This is a genomic window from Chitinophaga ginsengisoli, assembly GCF_003014595.1.
GTDB classification, from domain to species: domain Bacteria; phylum Bacteroidota; class Bacteroidia; order Chitinophagales; family Chitinophagaceae; genus Chitinophaga; species Chitinophaga ginsengisoli.
The window spans coordinates 1-18,112 of sequence record NZ_PYGK01000014.1; the positions used below are offsets into that span (position 1 = coordinate 1).

Annotated in this window: 13 protein-coding genes; 5 read left to right on the forward strand and 8 right to left on the reverse strand. The window is 46.7% G+C overall.

The window, feature by feature from the left end:
* Positions 1-198: 198 nt before the first annotated feature.
* The 5 genes from CLV42_RS25635 to fbp form a co-directional block, all read right to left on the reverse strand.
* A complete protein-coding gene (locus tag CLV42_RS25635; protein WP_106604791.1) occupies positions 199-756 on the reverse strand; it encodes an NUDIX hydrolase in 558 nt (185 codons plus the stop codon).
* Between the two features lie 19 nt (positions 757-775).
* Entirely contained in the window at positions 776-1,312 is a 537-nt protein-coding gene (locus CLV42_RS25640) for a YfiT family bacillithiol transferase (protein WP_106604792.1), read from the reverse strand.
* A gap of 155 nt (positions 1,313-1,467) precedes the next feature.
* Positions 1,468-2,232, reverse strand: a complete 765-nt coding sequence (locus tag CLV42_RS25645; protein ID WP_106604793.1) for an ABC transporter ATP-binding protein — start codon at positions 2,230-2,232, stop codon at positions 1,468-1,470.
* A 714-nt stretch (positions 2,233-2,946) separates the two neighbouring features.
* Entirely contained in the window at positions 2,947-3,468 is a 522-nt protein-coding gene (locus CLV42_RS25650) for a CAP domain-containing protein (RefSeq protein WP_106604794.1), read from the reverse strand.
* Positions 3,469-3,560: 92 nt separating this feature from the next.
* On the reverse strand, positions 3,561-4,565 hold the full coding sequence (gene fbp, locus CLV42_RS25655) for a class 1 fructose-bisphosphatase (protein ID WP_106604968.1): 1,005 nt from the start codon (positions 4,563-4,565) through the stop codon (positions 3,561-3,563).
* Between the two features lie 177 nt (positions 4,566-4,742).
* Here fbp and CLV42_RS25660 point away from each other — a divergent pair, with 177 nt between their 5' ends.
* The 3 genes from CLV42_RS25660 to CLV42_RS25670 are packed head-to-tail and all read left to right on the forward strand — an operon-like array spanning position 4,743 to position 8,691.
* Positions 4,743-6,008 carry an aspartate kinase gene (locus CLV42_RS25660; RefSeq protein WP_106604795.1) on the forward strand — a complete coding sequence of 422 codons (1,266 nt, stop codon included), beginning with the start codon at positions 4,743-4,745 and terminating at the stop codon, positions 6,006-6,008.
* Positions 6,009-6,067: 59 nt separating this feature from the next.
* Positions 6,068-6,268, forward strand: coding sequence for a hypothetical protein (locus CLV42_RS25665; RefSeq protein WP_106604796.1), 201 nt, complete (start codon positions 6,068-6,070; stop codon positions 6,266-6,268).
* Positions 6,269-6,273: 5 nt separating this feature from the next.
* Positions 6,274-8,691: an outer membrane beta-barrel protein gene (locus CLV42_RS25670; RefSeq protein WP_106604797.1), complete on the forward strand. Its 2,418-nt coding sequence runs from the start codon at positions 6,274-6,276 to the stop codon at positions 8,689-8,691.
* Here CLV42_RS25670 and CLV42_RS25675 read toward each other — a convergent pair.
* Complete coding sequence (locus CLV42_RS25675) at positions 8,688-9,128, reverse strand: CBS domain-containing protein (protein ID WP_106604798.1); 441 nt, start codon at positions 9,126-9,128, stop codon at positions 8,688-8,690. The two genes, CLV42_RS25670 and CLV42_RS25675, sit on opposite strands and share 4 nt — an antisense overlap.
* A 189-nt stretch (positions 9,129-9,317) precedes the next feature.
* Here CLV42_RS25675 and CLV42_RS25680 point away from each other — a divergent pair, with 189 nt between their 5' ends.
* Together CLV42_RS25680 and CLV42_RS25685 are read left to right on the forward strand one after the other, a co-directional pair.
* Complete coding sequence (locus CLV42_RS25680; protein ID WP_106604799.1) at positions 9,318-10,448, forward strand: glycoside hydrolase family 88/105 protein; 1,131 nt, start codon at positions 9,318-9,320, stop codon at positions 10,446-10,448.
* A 36-nt stretch (positions 10,449-10,484) separates the two neighbouring features.
* The gene (locus tag CLV42_RS25685) at positions 10,485-12,431 is read left to right on the forward strand and encodes a glycoside hydrolase family 97 protein (RefSeq protein ID WP_106604800.1); all 1,947 of its coding nucleotides are present in this window, start codon (positions 10,485-10,487) and stop codon (positions 12,429-12,431) included.
* A 110-nt stretch (positions 12,432-12,541) separates the two neighbouring features.
* On the opposite strand, the gene CLV42_RS25690 is transcribed toward CLV42_RS25685, so the two are convergent.
* The gene (locus CLV42_RS25690) at positions 12,542-14,347 is read right to left on the reverse strand and encodes a glycoside hydrolase family 35 protein (RefSeq protein WP_106604801.1); all 1,806 of its coding nucleotides are present in this window, start codon (positions 14,345-14,347) and stop codon (positions 12,542-12,544) included.
* 99 nt (positions 14,348-14,446) lie between these two features.
* Entirely contained in the window at positions 14,447-17,995 is a 3,549-nt protein-coding gene (locus CLV42_RS25695; RefSeq protein WP_106604802.1) for an RHS repeat domain-containing protein, read from the reverse strand.
* Between the last annotated feature and the right edge of the window lie 117 nt (positions 17,996-18,112).

The following is an 18,112-nucleotide window of genomic DNA, read 5'->3' on the forward strand; positions in this document are numbered from 1 at the left end:
AAATAACACTCAAATATCTGCCCAATATCTATATAATACACTATACCGCATTCCAGCTAGATTTGTCCCAGATAAATAACAATCAATATATAGCACTCTATACTGCCGTATATAAAAATAAAGAGGGTGCCTCTTTATTTTTGAGACACCCTCTTACTCTATAAACTTACTCTATAAAAAGGTTAGTCACCTGACTAATTATAACTTCAACTCTTTCAACTTCAACAATGCATAGAACAGGCATGTTACATGCAGGCTTTGCAGGATCTTATTTTCCTTTAACAGCGTTTCTACATCTTCCAGGTCCATCAGCACTACTTCGATCTCTTCATTCTCATCGAGGTCCTGTTCCTGCACTTTCCTGCCGCCGGTAGCCAGGAACATGTGTGTCAGGTTATTGCTGGATGCAGGATTCGGTGCTACTGCACCCAAGGGAATCAGCTTTTCAAAATCATATCCTGTCTCTTCCAGCAACTCTCTGCGCATTGCAAATTCCGGATTAGGATCGGTATCATCCATGGTACCCCCAGGGATCTCCAGTACCGTCTTCCCGATGCCCTGTCTGAACTGTCTCACCATCACGATACGTCCGTCGGCAGTTACTGCCACACAATTGACCCAGTCGTTGTATTCGAGTACATAGTAAGCGTCAACAATCTTGCCACTGGGCGTTTCACAAGTATCTTTGCGTGCTGTTAACCAATTGCTTTTGTAGATGTATTCCGAACTTAAAGTCTTCCACTCTAACGATGCCATAATCCTGCTGTTTAATGATTTATTTCCAGTTATTTCTCTCTTTCAGCCTTTCTATATGTGCCAGGTGATGTTTGCCATGCCAGGAATAAGTGCCGGCAACAGCCTTCAATACAAAGGTCTTTCCGCTTTCAGGATGTACAAAGGTACGTTGCCATTGCTCTTCCGTAAGGCCCTCCATGAGGTTCACCCAGCGGGTATGTAAAGCATGCAATAAAGTCAATGATACGTTGATCGGTGTCTTTGCGACATCCGGCAACTGCGCCCAGGCAGCTTCATTGTATGCCTTGATAGTAGGATTATCTTCTGTCAGGGCCCATTTGAAACGGGTCAATGCATTGGTATGACTATCTACCAGGTGATGCACTACCTGCGATACCATCCAGCCATCAGGTCTGTAAGGCGTTGCCAGTTGTGCAGCATCCAATGTCTGAACGGCTATTTCCACCAATGAAGGCAAATATCTGATGTCATTGATATATCCCTTTAGTATGGAAGCACTGATTTCAGCAGGCGCCTCATATTTCCCAATGGGATATTTTAATTGCTCAAGATCCATTATCTGGTTTTTAGGAATTTAAATTGATCATTCATGAATCAACATCCGCAATCATCGACCACCATCATTATCCGGAATCATTATCCGAATTATCATCCCCGGGTTTGCAACCCGGGGCTACAAACAAAGGGACTCCTATGGAGTCCTATGCCCGTTTACTCTTCTCTCAGCCCTTTCCCTGTCATATGAATGAACACATCTTCCAGGTTCGCCTTTTTCACCTCTTTCTTCCGTTCGAAGCCACCTGCTACCAGTTGATCGATGAGCGCATCAGGAGATGCCAGTGCGATGATCTTCCCGCTATCTACGATAGCGCAGCGATCACACAGGAATTCTGCTTCATCCATATAGTGGGTGGTGATGACGACGGTAGTGCCTTTTGAGCGTACTTCCAGGATCAGGTCCCAGAGGTTACGTCTTGCCTGAGGATCCAGACCGGTGGTAGGCTCATCCAGGAAGATGATCTTGGGTTTATTGATGAGGGTTGTAGCGATGGAAAACCGTTGTTTTTGTCCGCCGGAGAGGTCTTTAAAATAGGCTTTCGCCTTATCTTCCAGGTTAAAGGAGGCGAGTAATTCCTTCGGATTTACATCCTGGTTATACAGGCCGCAGAAAAGGGTGATCAGTTCTGTCAGGTTGAGCCTGGGATAGTAACCGGAACTCTGCAGCTGTACCCCTATCAGTTTCTTGATAGATTCAGGGTCTTTGTCCAGGTCGATACCATCCACGATCACTGTCCCTGAGGTCTTATCCCGGAGTGTCTCAATGATCTCAAGGGTAGTGGATTTACCGGCCCCATTGGGACCTAACAATCCGAAGATCTCATGTTCGTATACATCAAAGCTGATGCCTTTAACTGCCGTAAAATCGCCGTATGTCTTTACCAGGTCCTTTACTTCAATAATCTTCCTCTTTTCCATGCGACTAAATTAATGCAAATAGCGACAGGCTGCAAGCCCATAAGGTAAAAAGCGACTTTATGACGATAAAAGAAGGGATTATGACCATCTCAGGAGCAGGTATAGGAGCAGGTACAGGAGCAGCTATAGGTGTGTTAGCTAAGAACACCAATTAAAATTAAAACGATCAAAGCGTTCATTAAAATTTCCCTCTACAAGAAAGACCGGACATCACCAGAAAGAGCGTCAGTAGCAAGGATTGTCCTAACGAGGATAACCGTAATAGTCACATTAAGACAGCGGAAGTAGCACCGGTTTCAGATGGGAATGTCGGGCCTTCGGCTCTCCGGTGACACGACAGATGCAGCCTAATGGATATCCCACCCCAAATTCGCTTGACAACGCGAAATAGCATTCCAGAGAGGCGCCGACCGACATCCCATACTGAAACCGAATCTACTTAGCGTAAAAAAAGAAACCCCGGCAACACTCAATAGCCCTCCAGAGAAGCGCCGATCGCCATCCCATATTGAAACCGAAGCTACTTAGCGGAAAAAAGAAACCCCGGCAACACTCAATAGCCCTCCAGAGAGGCGCCGACCGACATCCCATACTGAAACCGAAGCTACTTAGCGTAACCAGCATAAATAAAATGAGCAACGCCCTTTTCCCAATCAAACCCGAGTCATAAATACTCAAATCCAACAGAAAAAGGGCGCTTAAAAAAAACAAAGCTTATTTCTTCACAAAAAACTGCGTAAAGTAAGTGATCCTTCCTTTAGGCGCAGCTCCAATACCAATCATATTGAAATCTCCCAGCATATTCCGGCGGTGACCAGGGCTCTTAATCCAACCATCCACAACACCTTTCGCATCCAGGGTACCATAGGCGACATTCTCGCCTACCCCAGACACCCCATGGAACTTCAACGTCACAGCGTCATTACGGATCTCAAACTGGTCATGTCCAAAAGGCACTTTCCCAGCCGCCATGTTCTCACTATGCTTCTGCGCCAGCTGAGAACAATAGGATTCGAGTTTCAGCGGCGGCAATCCTTTTGACGCCCTGAACTCATTCGTGTAGTAAAGGATATCCTTTATCAATTTGGCATCCCCGTCCCCATCGCTGACAGCCGCTGGGGGAGTTCCCTTGACAGGCGTGCTTTTGGCCGGTACTGCCGACCTGGAACAGGAAAATACGAGCAAATGAAAGGTCAATGCAGCTAAAAATACGGTAAATGTGAGCTTCCGGGTCATAGTAGTGTGTATGGTATAAATTAAAATTAGACAAATATAACCAGTGCAGGTTTAGCAATAGTTATACCAAAAGCTCATATTTCTCTTTTTTTCTAACTATTTACTATTCGTTGCCATACATCCATCATGTTTTTTGACCCTAAAAAGACAGGTACCCGCTGGTGTAATTTGGATGGTTTCAGCTCCAGAAGACGCTGTTTGCCGGTCGCCATTGCCAGTCCGCCAGCTTTTTCCATGATGAAGGACATCGGGTTGCACTCATAACATAAACGCAAACGTCCCCCTGCATATTTTCCAAAGGCAGGATACATGAAAATACCGCCCTGGATCAGGGTACGATGCACCTCCGCCACCATACAACCGACAAAACGGTGACGATAGATCTTGTCATGCTCGGTCTTGGCCAGGAAGTAGTCGATGGCCTTACGGATCCTGTCCTCGTACAGATGGTAATAGCCGATATTGACGGAGAAAATGTCGCTTTCCGGAGGACATTTCAGATTGGGGTGCGACAGGCAGAATTCCCCGATGGAAGGATCGAGGGTGAAGCCCTGTACACTACGGCGAGTAGCATATACCAGCATGGTAGAAGAACCGTAGATGACATACCCTGCGGCAATCTGCACATAACCTGGCTGGAGGAAGTCTTCCAGTTCGCAGACACTACCCGTTGGTGTAAGCCGGCGATATACGGAAAAGATGGTGCCGATAGACACGTTCACGTCTATATTGCCCGATCCGTCCAGGGGGTCCAGCAAAACGATGTACTTGGAGTTTTTGGAGTACTCATCGTCAAAAGCGATGAAGTTCTCCTCTTCTTCCGAAGCGACGCCACAGCAATAGATACTGCTACGTAAGGAGCTGATGAACTGGTCATTGGCGAATTCGTCCAGCATCTTGACCGCTTCCCCCTGTACATTGATCTTTCCTGCCTCACCGAGGATATCGGCAATACCGGCCTTGTTGACCTCTACATTGACACGCTTCGCGGCCAGACCTATATCACGCAGTAAACCAGACAGTTGTCCTGTAGCGCCGGGGTAATTCCTAAGCTCCTGGATAGTGAATTCGTCCAGGGTCATAACTTTTCTATTCATGTATAATGGATTAGTTTTCTCATAACTGTGAGCTGCCACATGCATTCTTCCTTTAGCTAATTTACCGAAACAGGCGCTATTTTAATGGAACTGTCATTTTAAGGCAAACAAATTTTAAAACAAATTTAAAGTTGCCTTACTTTGCCCCGTATTTTTTTCACGGAAGATTAAGCATATATGAAGGTTTTCAAATTTGGCGGTGCAAGTTTAGAAAGTGTTGAACGTATTCAGCAGGTTGCAGCCATCGTACAGTCATTCCCGGACCAGCAACTCCTGATCGTTATATCGGCCATGGGAAAGACGACGAATGAACTGGAAAAGGTCGCCCAGAACTTCTATCTGCGCAAACGTGAAATAGCCTCCCAGCTGCTGTATAACATTGAGCAACAACACCTCGAGGTAGCGGATAAACTACTGAGTACCCGCGACAATCCCTTGTTCACCCAGTTACAGCAATTCTTTACTGAGGCTGAATGGACGCTGGGAGAAAAACCGAATCGCTCCTACGACTACTATTACGACCAGCTGGTGAGCCTGGGTGAGCTGCTCAGTACAGCCATCGTAAGCGCCTATTTTAACCTGGCAGGCGTAGGCAACATATGGATGGACGTACGGGATGTATTCCGTACCGACGATACCTTCCGTGATGCCAATATCGACTGGACAGTCACCGGTCAGAATGTGCAGGAAAAGGTATTGCCACTCTTTAAGCAGCATAATATCGTGATTACCCAGGGCTTTATTGGCAGTACAGACCAGAATGAAAGCGTGACCCTGGGCCGTGAAGGCAGTGACTATTCTGCCGCCGTATTTGCCAACTTGCTGAATGCGGAAAGCCAGACCATCTGGAAAGATGTGGAAGGCCTTAAGAACGCAGACCCTAAATTATTTCCCAATACGATCAATATCCCTGAGATCACCTATAGTGAGGTGATTGAAATGGCGTATTACGGTGCACAGGTGATCCATCCGAAAACGATCAAACCGCTGCAGAACAAACAGATTCCCCTGTATGTAAAGAGCTTTCTGAACAAAGACCTGCCGGGCACCGTCATCAAGGAAGAAACCGACACAAAGCAGTTACCGCCCATCATAGTATTGAAGAAAAATCAGGTACTGCTGACCATTACTTCCCGTAACTTCGATTTCATTACAGAAGACCGGATCAGCGACGTATATGAGCGCTTCCACAAGCTGAAGATCAAGATAAATTTAATGCAGAATGCAGCCATCAGTTTCTCCTGCTGTGTCGATAATAACCCTGAAAAGATCGAACAGCTGATGAAAGAGCTGCACAATGATTTTAAAGTCTCATATAACGAAGGTTTGGAATTACTGACCGTGCGTTACAACCAGGATGGCCTGCTGGAAGAATTGAGTAAAGACAGGACCGTACTACTGGAGCAACGATCACTCATCACAATTCAACGCCTGCTGAAATAATTTTTCATACCTTTTTGCAACCTTTTCTGTACCCGGTCGTCTATTTAAAAACAACCTGCATGAAAAAGGTATCCATCATCGTCGTCATAACCCTGGGTATCCTTGCCATTATTGCACTGGAGGGCAGGGCTTTGCATCAACTGCGAACGGAACATGCAGGCAGCACTACTCCTGAGATGCTTCCTTTCTACCTGCTCAGCATAGGGCAAGAGTGGGTAGCGCCAGTTAAGACACAGCCATGCCGTCACTCTGAGATCTAAACTTTATGAAAAGAATTTTGCTTATTATGTTCCTGGCTATCGCCGGAACAGGGACCATTTATGCCCAACATGTTTCGGGAAAGATCACCGTCAAAACAACAGAAACAAACGGGCAACCCCTACCCTTTACAAACGTATTGCTGCGTCATGTGAAGGATTCCTCCCTTGTAAAGGGGGAACTCAGCTCCCAGGAAGGAAGCTGCACCTTCGATAAGGTTACCGAAGGTAAATATTTCATCGAAGCCACCTTAATGGGCTATACATCTACCAGCACATCGGCCTTCACCATTGATGCCAGCCACCAGCTGGTACAGTTACCCACCTTAAGCCTGTCGCAAGCCAGCAAAACCTTGCAGGCAGTGAATGTAACCGCTCAGAAACCTTTCATTGAAAGAAAGAACGGTGCTACCGTATTAAACGTGGAAAGCAGCCTGGCGGCATCCGGCGGTACTGCCCTGGACGTCTTAAAAAGGGCGCCGGGTGTACAGATAGACAAAGACGATAACGTCATCCTTCAGGGCAACCAGGGTGCTACCATCATGCTGGATGGTAAGCTGACCTACCTGTCGGGCGAACAGCTGGCTAACCTGCTGAGAAGCCTTCCTGCAGAAAATATTGCCACCATCGAGATCATTACCAGTCCCTCCGCCAAATATGACGCCGCCGGTAAAAGCGGGATCATTAATATCAAGACCAAGAAAACCATTATCACCGGTATCAATGGTTCCATTAACCTGGGTGCAGGTGCCGGTAAATACGGGTTCTATAATGCAGGCATCAACCTGAACTGGCGGACGGAGAAATTCAACGCCTTCGGTAACTACAACAAAGGCGACAGGGGTTTCTTCCAGACCCGTTACCTGGCGCGTCACATCCAGGGAGATGTTCCGCAGTTCTTTGAACTGAATGCATTTAACAGGCGCAGTTTCAAAAACAATAACTATAAAGTAGGGCTTGATTATTTCCTGACGTCCAAACATACCATCGGTGTACTGATGAGAGGATATGACAACTCCTTCAACCAGGACGGCTTTAACCATACGCCTATCAGTAGCAATGGTAAACTGGATTCTACGCTGTACGCGGGGACCTATGTCAGGAACAATTTTTCCAATGTCTCATTTAACCTCAACTATAAAGGCCAGCTGGATACTTTGGGAACAGAAATCAGCTTTGATGCTGACTGGGCAAGATTCAAGGACAATAACTACATGACGCTGAACGACAGCATGTACTATGTTGTAAATCCTGTCAGGAACACACATGCGATCCTCAACAGACCTATCAACGAAGTGACCATCCGGAGTGTGAAAGCAGACCTCATACTGCCTTTCAACAAGACCACCAAAATGGAGACCGGTTTTAAGATCAGCTCCGTGAAGACGGATAATAATCTCAGGTATGACTCCCTGTTAAACGGGAAGTACGTGAACGCCATTACCCAGAGCAATCAGTTCGTTTATACTGAGGATGTCTATGCCGCATACGCCATCTTCAAGAAGACGATCCATAACACGGATATTCAATTGGGTCTACGTGCGGAACAGACAAAATCTGACGGTTATTCCGTTACCCTGCAATCGCATGTGAAACGGTCTTACCTGGACTTCTTCCCCAGCTTCTCATTCGATCAGAAACTGAGTGAATCGCATAAGATCGGATTGAATTATTCCAAGCGTATTTCCAGACCGAATTACGGTGACCTGAACCCTTTTGTATTTTACATTGACAAATACAATTACTTCAAAGGAAATCCTTATATGCTGCCGGAATACACGCATAAGGCGGAGCTGAGTTATACTTTCAAACAGAAATATGTGATGGCGGTATCTTACAGCATGACCAAGAATATCGTGCTGGAATATATGGTGCAGAATGACACCACTAAAGTAACGACTTACTACGACAGGAATTTCGAACGCAGTTATGTGTACAACGTCTCCCTGACCATTCCGATCGATCCTTTCAAATGGTGGAATATCACCAACAATATCAATGGCAACTACAATTACTATAACATCAAGGATACTACTGTCAACCTGAAGACAAATACATTCGGCCTGAACTATCAAACCACACACACGTTCACATTACCGGACGACTGGAAATTTGAGGTCAACGGCTATTATGAGAGTCCGTTCGTATGGGGAGTATACAAAATAAAGCCCTCCTATGCCATTGGCTTAGGCGTACAGAAGCAGCTGATGAACAAAAAGATGACCATCAAGCTGAATGTTTCTGACATCACTAACAGGGAACAGTTCCGCGGTAGCGCGAAGTTTGAGAACATTGACATGTACATCAACAACCGCTGGCAGAACAGGCGTGTAAACCTCGCCTTTACATGGAACTTTGGTAACAGCAATATCAAGGCAGCCCGCGACAGGGAAGCCGGTAGTGAACAACAAAGGGTAGGCGGTTAACGCGTACCCTTTATATAACCTTCCAGATTGTCGATGATGAACTGCTGTTCATCGATCACATACTTTACGACATCACCAATGGAGATCATGCCGACCAGTCTTTGCTGGTCATCTGTAACCGGTAAATGGCGGATATGTTTATCCGTCATTTTTACCATACAGTCCTGGATACTATTGTCTTCCGTTACCGTAAAGGGATTCTCCGTCATAATTTCGCTGATCAGCGTTTCTTTGGATGCCCTGCCTTTGAGGATCACCCGGCGGGCGTAGTCACGTTCTGAGAAGATACCCACTACTTTGTCGTTTTCGCTGAGTACAACCAGTGCCCCTACATTTTTGTTTACGAGTACGCTTAATGCGTCAAATACAGTATCATTTGGCTGGATTGAATAAACCACATGGCCTTTCACCCGAAGGATATCACGTACAGTTCCCATAACGAGGTAATTTAGGTGTGAAGAATGGAAAATGACCCTTTATTCCTAAGTTAAGCTTTTATCCCCAAATTTGCCTCCGTCATATAAATTTTCACGCCACAATTTGCATGCAGAATATTAATATATTACTTTACGCAATCGTTCGTCATTTTTTATGTTACTATTTACAACCCTGATAATTAGCATTGTATGCGCAAATTGAGAATACACCTGGCAATCATGGCTTTAACGGCCCTGCTGGTACCGTCTGGTACCGTATCTGCTCAGAAGGTTTTTAAGGACTGGCCAATGGGGACAGAGCCAGCCGTAATTGGGTTATTTGTTGCCAACCACTATGTGGCGGGGCCATTTTCAAATTTTGGCAATCCGGGTGCTCCGCAATCCATTACCTATCCTGAAGTATGTACCTGGTATGGCGCGCTGCAGTTTGCAAAAGCAAGCGGCAACAAAGAGCTGGCAGAAAAGCTGGCTGCGCGTTATGAGCCTTTGATGGCACAATCCCACAGCCTGATGCCAAAGCCAGACCACGTTGACCACAGCGTGTTTGGCGCCGTTCCACTGGAATTGTACGTGCAGACCAATCAGTCGAAGTATCTCGAAGATGGTAAAAACTTTGCCGACAAGCAATGGGAACTGCCTGAAAATCCGCTGCCCAACCAGCAGGAACTGCAATCCAAAGGACTCTCCTGGCAAACCCGTATGTGGATCGATGACATGTACATGATCACCCTGTTGCAGGTAGAAGCCTTCCGCGCCACCGGCAATAAGGAATACCTCGACCGTGCTGCCAGAGAAATGGTCGTATACCTGGATGCCATTCAGCAACCAGATGGCCTGTTCTACCATGCTACAGACGCTCCCTTCCTCTGGGGCCGCGGTAATGGCTGGATGGCCGCTGGTATGACAGAACTGCTCAGCGCCCTGCCGAACAATCATACCGACAGAGCAAGGATCATGGACGGCTACAAGAAAATGATGGCCTCCGTGAAGAAAATGCAGGACAAAAACTACCTCTGGCACCAGCTGCTCGACGATCCAACCTCCTTTGCAGAGACTTCCTGCTCCGGCATGTTCACTTACGCTATCATAGTGGGCGTGAAGAAAGGCTGGCTGGATGAAAAAGAGTACGGTATCGTAGCCAGGAACGCATGGACCGCACTGGTGAGATATATCAATGAAGCCGGCGACGTGAAAGACGTTTGCGAAGGCACCAACAAAAAGAACGATCAGCAATATTATCTGAACCGTTCCCGTGTGACCGGCGATCTCCACGGCCAGGCGCCTATACTATGGGCTGCTGCCGCACTGATAGCCAACTGATCACACTAGAAAAAAGACACTAAACTTCCACGAATAATGACGTACAAAGGCCTGTCCATAACAGGAATTTTTCTTTTTTACTTATCCGGTATCCACGCTCAGCAACATTACACAGTTGTCTCTCCCGACAAATCAGTAACACTCAGGGTTACTGTTGGTACTGATATTTCTTATAGTCTCTCGCAGGACAATAAGGAACTGATCGCACCTTCCCTGGTATCGTTCAGAACGGATGCCGAAAAGCCGGGCGCATGGAAAGTCAGCAAGGCCCGCCCAGGTACTCATGATGGTACCCTCACTCCTGTTATCATGCAGAAAACGAAGACCATCGCTGACAAGTACAATGAGCTGCACCTCGATTTTACCAACGGCCTGGCGCTGGAATGGAGAGCCTATGACAATGGGATCGCCTGGCATTGGATCACCAGTAGCAAGAAATCTTATAAGGTGCTGGATGAACAGGCGGGTTTTGTGATGGATAAAGAAGGCCGTTCCTGGTATCCCCAGGAAGAGGGCATGTTCTCCCACAACGAACGCAAATACATCAATTATAAGTTGGACAGCCTGGACGATAAGAAACTGGCCAGTCTGCCCGCTTTATTCGAAGTAAAAAACACCAAACTGCTGGTGACAGAATCCGGTCTGTTCAACTACGCCGGTATGTGGCTGCTGGGCCAGGGCGGCGGTAAATTAAAAGCCGTCTTCCCCGCCTATCCGCATGAAAAGAAAGTGACCAGCGACAGGGACGAAGAGATAAGTTCCCGTGAGAATTATCTGGCCTATATCCAGGGCCCGCAATCCTTCCCCTGGAGGATCGTGATGATAGCCCGCCAGGATGGCGACCTGCTCACCAATCAACTGGTGTATCAGCTGGCCCCTCCTGCTACCGGCGACTATAGCTGGGTAAAACCAGGTAAGGTGCAGTGGGACTGGTGGCATTATAACAACATCTACGACGTGGATTTCCGCGCCGGTATCAACAATGATACCTACAAGTATTATATCGACTTCGCTTCGAAATATGGCATCGAATACGTGCTGCTGGATGAAGGCTGGTGCGATACCCGTGACCTGATGAAGTTAACACCCGGTATCGACGTTAAAGAGCTGGTGGATTATGCCAAAACAAAGAACGTTAATATCCTGCTCTGGACCAGCTGGCTGGTACTGGACAAACAACTGGACATGGCGCTGGACAAGTTCCAGGAATGGGGTGTAAAAGGCATTAAAGTCGACTTTATGCAGCGCGATGACCAGGAGATGGTCAACTACTACGAAAAGGTATCTAAAGCCGCGGCGGCCCGTAAACTGATGGTGGATTTCCATGGCGCCTACAAGCCTACCGGCTGGCTCCGCACCCATCCGAATGTGCTGACATCCGAAGGTGTACTGGGTAATGAGATCAGTAAGTTTGCCGACTGGATCACGCCGGAGCATACGACTACCATTCCGTTCATCAGAATGGCGGCTGGTCCGATGGACTTCACACCAGGCGGTATGCTGAACGTACAGCGCGACAGCTGGGCAGCAGTACCTTCGGAACCAATGACACTGGGCACCCGCTGCAACCAGCTGGCGATGTATGTGGTGTTTGAAAGTCCGTTACAGATGCTCTGCGACCTGCCTACGCATTACTATCATGAGCCGGTGGCGATGGAGTTCCTGAAAACAGTGCCTACCACCTGGCAGCAAACCATTCCTTTACATGCAAAGGTGGGCGAATATGTTGCTGTTGCCAGACAAGCCCCTAACGGCGACTGGTACGTCGGCGCCATGACCGACTGGACACCACGCGAACTGAGCATCGATCTTTCTTTCCTGCCCGAAGGCAGTTATAAGATCGATAGCTGGAAAGATGGGATCAATGCAGACAGGAATGCCAAAGATTGTAAAATGGAATCCGGTACTATAGACAATCACTCGAAGCTTACTGTAAAGCTGGCCAAGGGTGGCGGTTATGTAGCGAGGATCACGAAGAAATAATCAGCTGTTTAAAAAGAAAAGCCCCCGGGAAGTCTCTCTTTCCGGGGGCTTTCTTTTAAACAGTCTTTTACGCTTACTGCTGTTTCTTTTATCTACGGATGTTTCTTTCCTTACTCCAATGTCTTCTCTCCTTTCACTGTCGCAGCTTCCAGCTGATGCTGGTCCAGTACCACGATCTCATTTTCTCCTTTCTTCAGCCATGGTGCAGGACAATATAATCTCTTCTGCGGACCGATCTCCCAGTAACGACCCAGGTTATGACCATTTACCCATACCATGCCTTTCTTAAAGTTGGTCATGTCCAGGTAAGTATCGCCGGTGTTGGCCAGGATGAAGGTGCCTTTAAAGAACTCGCCCGGTTTCACCTCTCCTGATTTTGCAGGCTGCAGCTGCTGTACGAATTCGCTCTTCATAGGCAGGCCGGATACTTCCCAGTTCATCAGTGTCATACCATTCAGGGTTACACGGTCAGTGATACCCTTACGGTCGATCAATGCCTGTGCGAAGTTGATACGGCCCATACCTTCTACCAGTATTTCCAGTACAGGATCTTTTACATCTGATTTAGGCAGGTCAATGCTGTGTTCTCCCAGGCGACGATCTATCTTACCCACGTATTGTCCATTCAGGAATACGGTCGCATAGTCATGTAGTTCCACTATATCCAGCTTGCCGCTCTTATGACCAACGAGGGTTGTTTTATACACCATGAAACCATAGTCCTGTCCGTAAGCCTCGAATGTTTTAGGCTGAACAGACTTTAGGGCAGCGGGCAGGTTTTCCCATACGCTGGTATAAGGTTTCAGTGTGATATCCGGAATGGTAATAGTAGGAATAGGCGCCGGAATAGCTGGCAGTTTCTTCTTGCTGTAGGAGCCGATCGCTTCACGTAATGCCATGTACTTTTCAGTAGCTGCACCTTGCTCATTTATAGGCGCGTCATAGTCGTAAGAGGTCAGGTCCGGCTCATACCCCTTACCACCGGAGTTAGCGCCCGCTGTGAAGCCGAAATTGGTTCCTCCGTGGATCACATAGAGGTTGAAGGAGCGTTTGGTATCCATGAGGAACTTCACTTCCTTCACAATACCTGCCTTATCAGGACGTGCCCATTTCTCTCCCCAGTGAGTCAGCCAGCCGGGATAAGACTCGCTACTGAACGATGGTACGTCAGGGTTCTGCTTATTCGCAGCGGCAAAGTCTCCTTCTGAACTACCGGAATCCAGTCCGATGGCAGCACCTGGTACACTACCTGCTTCCAATAATGGCGCTGCAGGACCATCTGCTGTATAGAACGGTACATTGATGCCATTCTGCTCCCACAGCTCTTTCAGTTTGTATAAATACTGTTTGTCGTTACCAAAGCTGCCATATTCGTTCTCTACCTGTACCATCAGGATAGGACCACCATTTGTTACCTGCAGGCCCTTCACCTGTTCAGCTAATGCCTTCACATAACGTTCAGTAGCCGCCATATACCGCGGGTCCATACAACGCACTTTAATGTCCGGGATGCGTAACAGGTAAGGTGGTAATCCACCGAATTCCCATTCCGCACATACATAAGGTCCCGGACGTAATAATACCCACATGCCTTCTTCCTGTACCAGCTTCACAAACGCAGCAATATCCCTGTTCTCAGAGCTGAAGTCGAATTTGCCTTCCTCCTGTTCATGATAGTTCCAGAATACATAAGCGGCAATGGTATTACATCCCATAGCTTTAGCCATCTGAATCCTGTGTTTCCAGTATTCTTTGGGGATACGTGCCGGATGCATTTCCCCGCTGATGATCTGATAAGGTTTACCATCGAGCAAGAAGTCTTTCTTTGCAAGGGTGAAAGAGTGCTTAGACTGAGCGGTTACCATGGTGGTAAGCGCGCACAGTGCCAATGCGCTCATTAATACAATCTTTCTCATTGAGCCTGTAAACTTGAGTGAGCAAGTAAAATAGGAAATGTGACTGTCATAATAAAAAGGTTGGGAAGATTATTGGGAGATGGGTGAAAATAGTATTGATCATCTCGTAACAGCCCCCTGATACTGATATTCCATCTGCTTCAATATCTTTCCTTGCTGGTCCTTTATCGTTACTAACCGGCCATCACTATCATACCCGTAATAACTGGTCTTATTCCCTTCATTGCAGATGCTGGTCACGCCCACCAATGGATCATACGTATAAGTGATCGCAGTGCCTTCTGCAGGATACAGACGCAACTCATCAATGAATCCTGCGCCACTGATAGTGACCGTTGACTGGCCGCTTATTTTATGCTCGTAACAGGTCCATCCATTCGCCGTCTCTCCTTTCTGCGGATAGCCTGCTACAGTGCCGGTAATACTGTAAGGCACCGCATTCTTTGTCCAATATGATACCGTATAATTTTTAGCAGCTGTCAACCCCGCTTTAGTAATTGTGCCCATTGCCAGGTTATAACAATTCTTCCCGGTGATAGTTGTTGCATCCGGAACAGCAGCGCCAGCATATGTCCAGTTTCCTTTTCCATCCGCCTCAAAGCCAGCATACGCTACATCCGCCTGCCGGGCATTCATGAACTGTGCGACCATGTAATGACGGTTATAATCCCATATATAGGCATTCAGATCGTTTCCCTGTTTTTCTGCTTCAATGATATTATAACTGGAGTCATATTTGTGCGCCGTTGCCTTTAATGCATAAGCAGCACTCCTTGTTATGCCATTGCCTGCAACCGCTGATGGAACAAAGGCTCCGGAGAGAAGGTCCGTCTCCGCACTATACTGTTTATCAAACACGACTACAGGACCTGATGCAGTAGTCAGCGACTTATACGCCATATAGCTCGCCTCTCTCGTCTGCAATACCTGAGAGGCTTGCTTCCGCTGTTCGTATGATTCAATCAACAGGTGCATATTGGCTACCTGCATATTTTTTATGGCCTGCGCTTCTGAAGTGAGCGTTCCAGCTGGCAATGTATAATCCAGCGGATACCGCATTGTCGTGCTCAGTTCTGTTCCATCGGAAGTCTTCGTGATTATTTTACTCGTCTGCAGATGTAGTACGTTGTCATAAGCAAACGCTTTGGAGGATGTCAATATCCTGGAAGGAACATCCATATCATACACCTCAGTTACCGTTGAATCCAGGTGGAACCATTCTGAAGGATAGAACCAGTTCTTTCCTCCTGCAAAAACAGGTTTATCACTTTCAAAATTGTCAGTAGGCGCACATGGATGTTTAACATAATAGTCGACAGTACTACAGGTGAAAGAGGTAAATCCTCTGTTATCCGCGCTATGTACATTCCGCTCTTTACTCACAGGCTGCGACAGCTTGTTATAAATTGTCTTTGATCGCAGATAGCCATTTCTCCAGGCGGGGTTAAATTCTCCCTGAAAACTGATGCTGTTTTGATAGTTGTAAAGGGTGTATCCATTCTCCGCACCTTCTCCCATCTTTTCTGTTACATAAGTATACCCGATATGCGTCCCTGTGCCGAGCGATATCATGCTATTGGACGATAGACGAATGCCTGTATACATCGCATAAGCACATCCGGTACCTGTCTGCACAAACTTCACGACCTGCCTGTTGTACATCGGCATTCTGTATAACCTTCCGCTGGAATGAGTGGTATCGCCGGGTATGCGGTACGTGTATGATTTCACAATAGATTTAGCTGCCACGGGCTCCCAGAAGGTCATTCTTTTGAGGCGGCAACCTCCTACTATTTTATTTGGCGTTGTAGCCGTAGTCGTTCCTACTTTACCACTCAGGTTTCCAGTTACAGAAAATCCATTATCTCTTACTTCCGTCATTACAAAATAATGCTGACCGGCTTCCAGTGTAAGATTGCTTGTCTGGTTATACTGATTATTCTCGTTGTAAGGAAATACAAACGTGGCAACGGCTACTCTACCTGCGCGCCTGTAAATAGTGACACTGCCCGCTGCATGATCAATCCTTGTAGCATCATCTATCGCATTGGCAGGGATATTCAGTCTACCTGTAAAGGTGGCGCAAATGCCATTGGGATTAGCAGCAGGATCAATATAATAATCCGCAGAACTATCCCTTTTAAAAGTCGTACCGGTAGGATAAGATCCTGTCGATCCAATAGCTCTGGTCTGATAAGTAACGACAGGTGGATCGTAATTTATCACATCATGTGGCTCCCATTCAAAGCGGGTATACCCTCCTGTAGGGTAAGTGATCCTTTCCAGCATACCAGCAGCCGCATAAGCGCCATTCGATTCTCTGTTGGCGCCTGTAAAGCGCAATACACCTGGCTGTCCGGAACAGCCATAACAATCGGGAGGCGATGGTCGGTCAACACAATTCGTATAAGAAGGGATCAATGTGGTATTACCATTAGCGCCGTTGTAATATCCCCAATGATCTTCCCCTTTAGCACTTTTCGATGGCAGCATTATTCCATTGTACAATAAGTTATATCGCTGTGCTTTCAGTGTATCTGTGCTATTGCCTCCGTTGATATACACCCCGGTTAATTTCAGCCGCCTATTATCTGTCCCGGTATCATCATTGGTAAAATAAGCGTACCTGAAACTAATTGTCCTTAGCACGACGCCTGCCTTATTCTTCACCACCATAGTATTAATCAGCGGCACCATTCCTGCGTCTCCCACGGCGATGTCCTGTCTCGTATTCCAGGAAATCGTAAACTCCACACTTCCCTGACTGAATGTAATGTTGGTGAGCTGTTTACTGCTTAATGTATTCGTAAAGAAACTATGTGCTTCCGCACCGTCACCATTCCATTCACCGGTACCACCCTGGTAGAATTCCCGTATAAAACTTTCTCCTCCACTGCTGATATAACGTGTATCTGCATAGGTAAAAACAACAGAGTCCGCCCTGTCTGCTGACAGGATCTTCGCCAGATACCATCCGACAACATTTGTGCTGCCCGCGCCATCCGACTTATTATAACTGCTCTCCGTTGCACTGAAAATATACTTATTCCCGTCGGGCGTCACAATATGAAATACCTCATTGCTGACCTTTGTTATCCTGAGATTGGTCATCGGCAATTGTCTGACCTGATCTGCTATGATAAACTTTCCACTATAACCGGGAAGATTATACATATAGAGATCGGGTACACCATCAATTGTATTCTGGGAAAGCGAAAATGCCTGCTGATAATCTACAGGATCTCTGACATCAAAAGCGTTCTCTCTGTCCATTCTGTACAGCTGCCAGGTACTATTATCAGCACTGCCATATACAGTTCGGGATATAACGCCGCCAGCATTTAAAGCCCAGCCAAGACCGATATTAGACGCTTCCTGACCGACAGTAATACCAACCGCATGATAGTTCAGAGAAACAGGTACTTTGACGAAAGATGTACTGATCTCGTACAGCGGAATAGCAATATCAGGCATGCCGCTAAAACCACTCACAGGAATGTCTGTGAATTTCACCAAAGACGCTGTAGTAGGCGATGGTGCAGATAATCTGGAAAACGGATCAGGCATAGTTGGTTGTTGTCCTGATACAACTTTCATAAACAATGTTACTGCTGCAATTGTGTTAACAATCCATTGATGGTATCTCATAGAAGTATGGTTATTTACAGGATTAACTTGCTGCTTTGTTCACGGTAACTACATCATCTGGTACTAATAATATCACGGAGCTTCATTATAAGCAGGCTTATAACGAATCTGTATTCA

Bases quoted from the DNA above. Each gene is read 5' to 3' on its own strand.
- CLV42_RS25635 (WP_106604791.1), bottom strand. From the start codon at position 756: ATGGCATCGTTAGAGTGGAAGACTTTAAGTTCGGAATACATCTACAAA.
- CLV42_RS25640 (WP_106604792.1), bottom strand. From the start codon at position 1,312: ATGGATCTTGAGCAATTAAAATATCCCATTGGGAAATATGAGGCGCCT.
- CLV42_RS25645 (WP_106604793.1), bottom strand. From the start codon at position 2,232: ATGGAAAAGAGGAAGATTATTGAAGTAAAGGACCTGGTAAAGACATAC.
- CLV42_RS25650 (WP_106604794.1), bottom strand. From the start codon at position 3,468: ATGACCCGGAAGCTCACATTTACCGTATTTTTAGCTGCATTGACCTTT.
- fbp (WP_106604968.1), bottom strand. From the start codon at position 4,565: ATGAATAGAAAAGTTATGACCCTGGACGAATTCACTATCCAGGAGCTT.
- CLV42_RS25660 (WP_106604795.1), top strand. From the start codon at position 4,743: ATGAAGGTTTTCAAATTTGGCGGTGCAAGTTTAGAAAGTGTTGAACGT.
- CLV42_RS25665 (WP_106604796.1), top strand. From the start codon at position 6,068: ATGAAAAAGGTATCCATCATCGTCGTCATAACCCTGGGTATCCTTGCC.
- CLV42_RS25670 (WP_106604797.1), top strand. From the start codon at position 6,274: ATGAAAAGAATTTTGCTTATTATGTTCCTGGCTATCGCCGGAACAGGG.
- CLV42_RS25675 (WP_106604798.1), bottom strand. From the start codon at position 9,128: ATGGGAACTGTACGTGATATCCTTCGGGTGAAAGGCCATGTGGTTTAT.
- CLV42_RS25680 (WP_106604799.1), top strand. From the start codon at position 9,318: ATGCGCAAATTGAGAATACACCTGGCAATCATGGCTTTAACGGCCCTG.
- CLV42_RS25685 (WP_106604800.1), top strand. From the start codon at position 10,485: ATGACGTACAAAGGCCTGTCCATAACAGGAATTTTTCTTTTTTACTTA.
- CLV42_RS25690 (WP_106604801.1), bottom strand. From the start codon at position 14,347: ATGAGAAAGATTGTATTAATGAGCGCATTGGCACTGTGCGCGCTTACC.
- CLV42_RS25695 (WP_106604802.1), bottom strand. From the start codon at position 17,995: ATGAGATACCATCAATGGATTGTTAACACAATTGCAGCAGTAACATTG.